The following is a 7,002-nucleotide window of genomic DNA, read 5'->3' as shown; positions in this document are numbered from 1 at the left end:
CCTTCCGGCGCTGTTCCTGGCCAAAGGCTCTGTCCTCTCGTATGGAGAATCCCAGCAGCGTGATCTTGCTGTGGGGTGTTTCGAGGAGGCAATGACGCTGGCAGCGCAACAATCGGCGCTTTCGTTCGAACTGCGCGCAGGATTGGAGATTGCGCGGATTTGGGTCGATCGGGGTCAGATCCGACGGGCACATGAGCTCATCGGAGCCATCTACGGCCGGTTTACCGAGGGCTTCGAAACGCCGGATCTCGTGTTGGCGAGGCAAATCCTCGAGCAGACGAGGGTTCGTGCGCGGCAAGCCGGTTGAAGGGCGCGAAGCTTCACTGCGTGGTGACGATGCCCAGGGTCTGTGCGCGCGATACGGCCTGTGCGCGCTTTTCCACCCCCAGCTTGGTGAAAACGCTCTTGAGGTGCGACTTCACGGTCTCAGGACCGATGTCGAGGCTTCGGGCGATTTCCTTGTTCGACAATCCATCCGCGATCAGCGCGAGAATGTCAGTCTCGCGCCGGCTCAATGCGCCGAGAATCCGCGCGCTCGAGCTCGGCGCCGAACGATCCTGTCGTGCTCGCTGCAGACCCGCCGCAAGCCGGTCGACGTAGGGGATCAGATCCGCTTTGAGGTTTCCTCCCTCCCGGGTCGCCCGGAGAAGATCGGAAATAACCGGCCCCTCGTCCAGGACGGTCTGATAGAGACCGGCCGCCGCACACGCGGCGAGCACACGGCGGAAGCGGCTCACCGCCTCCGGGGCCTTGCCCGCACTGAGCTGAACCGCCGACTGGCGAATCGCAATGCAGATCAGGAACTGTCGGTGCTCCATTGCTTCGGCTTCGTGCTGCAATTGTTGCAGGATTGAACTGGCCTCGTCCGGGCGAGCTTGCTGGCCCAGCAAATGAGCGCGGGCCAATCTGTGGTACCACCCAATCTCCGACCGGGCGCCAGGCCTCGGTGCGGGGTATTTCCGTGCAAGGCGTTCCAGGCGATCGACGCATGCGCCGGCTTCATCCAGCCGGCCATCGTTCAGGTAAAGCCGCGCCTGCTCCGCGATCACGCCGGCCGAGAGCCTCCCCCAATCCCGCGCGACGCCCAGATTTTCAGCTCGCTCCAAAAGAGTGCGGGCCCGCTCGAAGTTCATCCGCGCGGCGGCGACCCGGGAGATCACGAAATACGTGCTCCACACGCAGTCGAGCATTGTCGCCGAGTTGATCAGCGGGACGCGATCGATGACCCAGGCTTCCGCCTCATCGAGCAGGCCTTGCTCGTACTTCATTCGCGCGATCAGACTCGCCGGCAAGGACGCCGCAATCGAATTCGGCCCGACATCCTGCTCGGCGATCCGAAAGCCCTCGCGGTAGTGCTCATCGGCCGCCGCGAGACGTATCTGCCGCTCTTCTGCAAGTCCGTTCAGACAGTGTCGATACACCGAGGCAAATACGTTCCTGCGGTCCTCCTCGACCGAATAGGGTATCCATGGCGTCGCATGGAATTGCTTGAGGTTGCCCGTCTTCATATGGCTGAAGCGAACGACGTTTGAAGCAACGTTCGCGGTCCAGGGATCGGATGAATGGTTTACGCAATCCTGTGCCAGGGGCAGCGCGCCTTCGCTGTCATCCTTCAGCGCGATGGCAACGGAGCGGATCGCCTGGCATTCGCACAGCAGGTTGCCATCCGGCACAGGCGTTGCAGCGATATCGCCTTCGATGTCGGTTGCAAGCTTCAGGGCCTCGTCAAAACGAAGCGCGAGCGCCAATCCCCAGGCGATCGCCAACCGGACCTCGCACTGACCCCGCATGAGTTCGTCGGGAAATTGACGCTGCCATTCCAGCAATGTGAAGAGATCTCCCCTCTTGATCAAAGCCATCGCGCAATTGTTGATCCAGCCGATCGCACGGTCAGGAGCGCCGGCTGCAATCGCGTGCTGGACCGCCTCAGTCCATAATTCGTGGGAAGCATACCAAAGGGCCGCACGTCCGTGCAGTTCAGGAACTTCAATGCCGCGGTCCGCCTCCAGCCGCTGTCTCAGATACTCGGCAAGCAGCGTGTGATAGCGAAACCAGACTCCATCATTGTCGAGCGGCGTGAGCAGCATTTGGCGCTGGGCAAGCGATGCCAGGATTGTGCGGCTCGCACTCAAGCCTGTTACGGCCTCGCAGACAGGGCCGGAGAGCCGATCAAGAACGGCCGTTCGCAGCATGAAGTCGACCAGTTCGACCGGAAGCCCATCCAGCATCTCCGTCAGGTAGGCGGCGATTGGACGCTGCGAACCCGAGAGATTGTGGACATACTCCCTCAGGCCGGATCCGGACTGCGAAGGCATGGATGAGATGATTCGCAGCGCGGCGGGCCACCCTTCGGTCTYGCGCTGCAACAGTTGGACGTCGGGGAATTCCAGAACCCCGGGCTTGGTGCTGTCCAGAAACGCCTGTGTCTCCTGCATGTCGAACCGCAGGGCTTCGGCATCAATCTCGATCAGCTGGTTCTGGGCTCGCAAGGTCGCGAGCGGCAGGGGAGGTTCGGTGCGCGTCGTCAGCACCACATGACAGTGGGACGGTGCGTGCCTCAGAAAATACGCGACGGTCTGATGGATGCGGGAAGCGCTGACCCAGTGATAGTCCTCGAGAAACAGATAAACATCCTCCTCGACCTCGGCCAGATCGTTGATCAGGCTCGACAGGATCGCTGTCGGGTCGATCAAATTGTTCTCGAGGATCAGGCCAATCGCGCCGGTGCCGACGTCCGGACAGGCCTGGTGCAGGGCCTGAGCAACGTAGAACAGAAACCGCGTGGCCTCGTCGTCGTCTGAATCGATGGTTAGCCACCCAACGGCATTGCCACCCTGCTCGAGGGTCTCGGCCCAGGTGGCTGCCAGTGAGCTCTTGCCGAAGCCCGCCGGCGCCTTGATGACGCCAAGTCGCTTGGCCGGGAGTTCGGACAAGATGGCGAGGAGCCGGGGACGTGTGACCAGACCGCCGAACCGTGCCGGCAAGATTTTGGTCGCGAGGAATGGCAGCTGTCCTCCGCCAGGCAAGGTGCCCGTTCCATGTATCGGATGGCTGGAGCGCGGTTGGATCAAGGACTCCCCCTATCCACGTCGGTCTTCCCCCCATTCGGGGGATGCAAACAATGGTGAAAGTGTACGATCTCTGTTAGCGAGAGGGAAGCGCCGGGCATCGTCGGTTATATGCAGCTCGCATGCCGGTCGCCGCGTGCTGATCCCTTCAGATCCGCGCGTGGCGCCGAGAGCAAGCTGATGTCTGTCAAGAACGCACGCTTGGGTTTTGCGCGGTTCATTGAACATCCTGGAAAAGCATCCTGCGCCCGTGCCAACAGCCATGGCTGATGATGAGCTTCGTGGAAATCTGCGGTTTGGCCCCTTCGAGCTTTCGAGCAGGGAGAGGGCGCTCCGGCGCGACGGCGTGGTGCTGCCCCTCGGCAGCAGGGCCCTCGAGATTCTGATCTACCTTGCCGAGCGTCCGGGTGAGGTGATCGCAAAGCAGGAGTTGATCGATCACGTCTGGCCGGACGTGACCGTCGAGGAGGGGAGCATCCGGGTCCAGGTGGCCGCGATCCGCAAGGCGCTTGGTGACGGCCAATTCGGCAACCGCTACATCGCAAACGTCAAGGGACGGGGCTACTCGTTCGTCGGCACAGTGGTCGCCCTCGGAGGCGTCACGGAAAGCAGGAACGCCAAGTCCCGGCATCAACGCAGGCTTCCGGTGCGACCGATCACGATGATCGGGCGTGAGACGTTCGTCAGGGAGGTCAGCGACAAGCTTCGAGATGACCGGTTCATAACACTGCTCGGCCCCGGCGGCATCGGCAAGACGACCATCGCCCTGGCCGTCGGCCGCGCCGTCGCCGCGGGGTTTGGCGGCGAGATCTATTTTGTCGATCTGGAAAGCCTCACCGATCCGAACCATGTGGCCGCGGCCGTCGCGACCTCTTTGGGGCTTGCGCTCAAATCGAAAGATCCCGGCCTGGAGCTGGTCGACCTCATTCGGTCGCGGAAACTTCTCGTCATACTCGATAGCTGCGAGCATGTGATCGAGGCAGTCGCCGCGCTTGCCGAGCAACTCTTCCAGCAAACGAAAGAGATCCATGTTCTGACCACGAGTCGGGAATTGTTGAAGGTCGAGGGTGAGCATTGCTGCCGGGTTCTTCCCCTTGATTTCCCGCCGGACGGCTCGGAGCAGACGGCGGATGCGGTGCTGCGATATCCGGCGGTGCAGTTGTTCGTACGGCGTGTGGCCACGAGAGCAGGTAGCGTCGTTCTCACCGACAGGGAGGCCCCATTCCTCGCGGAAATGTGCCGAAAGCTGGATGGGATTCCGTTGGCAATCGAGTTGGCCGCGGGGCAGGCGGCCGCCCTTGGCGTCAAGAACACGGTTGACCTCCTGGTGTCCCGGCTGGAATTGCTGAAACTGAGTCATCGGACGGCAGTTGCCAGACATCGGACGCTCAAGGCGACAATGGACTGGAGTTACGACCTGCTGTCCGACGCAGAGAGGATCGTGTTTCGACGCATCGCTCCTTTCGTCGGCCATTTCACCCTGGACGGCGCGCGGTCCGTGGCGGGTGAACCCGGCGTGGGGGCCGAGGAAATCTTCGACGCGGTCGCAGGCCTGGTTGAGAAATCCTTGATAGCAACCCGGATCGATGCAGCGCAGGCACAGTATCGGCTGCCGAACACGACCCGGGCCTACGCGCTCGCAAAACTGGAGGAGCATGCCGAAGTCGACATGGTCTTCCGCCGGCACGCAGAATACCTCGCCGAACACCTCGAATCGCTGAAGGAGGCTCTGTCGGCTCTGCCGGGCGCTGAAAGAGTTGCTGCCTATTCCGACCAATTGAGTAACGTCCGTGCGGCACTCGAATGGAGCTTTGGACCGCACGGCGATGCCGAGACGGCCACCAGACTGGCCGCCGAGTCCACGCAGGTGTTTCTGGAACTGTCGCTGCTGATCGAATGCCAGGCATGGGCAGAACGCGCGATGGCAAATCTGGGAAATCCGCATCGGGACGCCCGCCGTGCGATGGAAATCTCTGCATCGATACCGTTGGCCATGATGCATACGGAAGGTAACGATCAGCGCGTCCGGACCGCTTTTGCGAGCGCGCTGGAGATTGCGATCGAGCAGGGGGATCTCGCCTACGAGCTGAGGATTCTAAGCGGACTTTTCATGTATTCGCACTGGGTCATGGACATTCGGGGTGCGACCGACATCGCCGTCCGGAGCAAGAAACTGGCGTTGAGGACAGGGGATCAYGGCGACATGGCGCTGGCGGAAGCAATGCTGGCGGCCTCCGAACATCTGTTGGGAAATCACCTCGCCACCCAACTGCATTGCGAAGCGGGCCTCCGGCACCTGGCGTCCGGACCACGCTCCCGAACGGAACGATATCTCTTTCACTATACGAGTTTCCTGCTCGTCGGCATGGCACGTTCTCTCCTGTACAGGGGCTTGCTCGACCAAGCGGTCGACTATGCAAGGCGCGCCAGAGAGGAAGGCAAGAGGTCGGGCCACCCCGCTACGTTTTGTCGATCCCTGGCGCTGGTCCTTCCGGTGTTTCTGACCATGGCGGACCTGAGACGATCGGACCAGTACATCGGTGAACTGAGTGAGCTCTCCGTCGCGCATTCCCTGATGCCGTATCGCGCCATAGCGACAGGCCTGAAGGGTCAATGGTTGCTGCTTCAAGACAATCGCATCGAAGCGATCCAATTGCTGAAGCGAGCCCTGGAAGAGCTTCACGTCCAGCGTCACGAGATGCTGAATATGGATTTCACCTGCGATCTTGCCGTCGCTCTCGTAGACGTCGGTGAGCATGAGCAAGCGCTGACCCTCACGGTGAATGCAATCGAGCAACAGCAGCGCGCCGGCAAGTTGTTGCACATGCCCGCCCTGTTCAGGATGAAAGGGCTCATCCTGGCGTCTCGATCTGCGGAGGATCATTTCGACGCCGAGGAAAGTCTGCTGTCGGCAATCGACTGGGCCAAACGCCAGTCCGCCACCCTGTTCGAATTGACGGCCGCGACGGACCTTGCCGCGCTGCTGCTGAAACAGCATCGCTCGCCGGAAGCTTACGAATATCTCAGCGCGAGTCTGGATCGAATGCCGGCCGGAATTTTGTTCCCTGCTCGCAGGCGCGCCGTGCAAATGCTCGGCCAACTCCAATCCGGAACCGAGGACGTCGGCTGAAAGCTGCGCTATCCGAGACCGCGCGTCGTCTGCGCAGCCGGGTTCAAGTCATCGCATTCCGATCCAAGCCCCGACATTCCAGTTGGGTGCAGGCTGTAGCGGGAACGGTACAGTCAGGGTTGAATGTCATGGGCAAGCTGGTCGCGGATATCATCGTTGAAACCCTGCAAAGTGCAGGCGTCAAGCATTGCTATGGCATCGTCGGCGACACCCTCAATCTGATCGCGCGCTCACTTGAAAAGTGCGAGATCGAGTGGATATCGATGCGGCACGAGGAGGCGGGGGCGTTCGCCGCGCAGGCGGAGGCGCAGGTCGCCGACCGCCTGACCGCGGTCGCCGGAAGCTGCGGTCCCGGGAGCCTGCATTTCATCAACGGCATCTTCGAGGCCAATCGCAACCGCGCGCCCGTCATCCTGATCGCAAGTCAGATCATTCGCGACGAAATGGGCTTCGACTTCATCCAGGAAGTCGACTTCAAGCAGGTCTACAGGGACTGCAGCGTCTTCTGCGACATGATCCATACCCCGGAACAGGCGCGCCGGAAGACCGTGATCGCCTGCCAAACGGCCCTGGCCAAACGTGGTGTTGCCGTTCTGATCGTGCCGGCGGATATCTCCGCCTCGACCGTGGATGACAACATTCCCTATGCGGTGCACGTCGCCAAGCCTGTCACGCGACCGAACGATGCGGATCTCAGTGAGATCGCAGACATCCTCAACACTAGCGAAAACGTCGTTCTGTACGGCGGCTCGGGCTGCCAGGGGGCACATCGGGAGATCCTCGCGGTCGCCAACAGGCTGAAGG

Annotated in this window: 4 protein-coding genes; 3 read left to right on the top strand and 1 reads right to left on the bottom strand. The window is 61.5% G+C overall.

Translation table 11 applies throughout. The features are described from left to right. Nucleotides 1-307, top strand: a 307-nt coding sequence (locus tag ACXJL8_RS29135; protein ID WP_456686031.1) for a hypothetical protein, incomplete at its 5' end; no start/stop codon positions are given. 13 nt (nucleotides 308-320) lie between these two features. Here ACXJL8_RS29135 and ACXJL8_RS29130 read toward each other — a convergent pair. After that, the gene (locus ACXJL8_RS29130) at nucleotides 321-3,071 is read right to left on the bottom strand and encodes a LuxR C-terminal-related transcriptional regulator (RefSeq protein ID WP_456686030.1); all 2,751 of its coding nucleotides are present in this window, start codon (nucleotides 3,069-3,071) and stop codon (nucleotides 321-323) included. A 217-nt stretch (nucleotides 3,072-3,288) separates the two neighbouring features. Here ACXJL8_RS29130 and ACXJL8_RS29125 point away from each other — a divergent pair, with 217 nt between their 5' ends. Further along, nucleotides 3,289-6,198, top strand: coding sequence for an ATP-binding protein (locus ACXJL8_RS29125; protein WP_456686029.1), 2,910 nt, complete (start codon nucleotides 3,289-3,291; stop codon nucleotides 6,196-6,198). Nucleotides 6,199-6,326: 128 nt separating this feature from the next. Next, nucleotides 6,327-7,002: thiamine pyrophosphate-binding protein (locus ACXJL8_RS29120; protein ID WP_456686028.1), on the top strand; the 676-nt coding region annotated here is incomplete at its 3' end.

Source organism: Bradyrhizobium sp. P5_C11_2 (assembly GCF_054049755.1).
The sequence above is the reverse complement of the archived record's forward strand: the minus strand, read 5'-3'. Positions and strand labels throughout refer to the sequence as shown.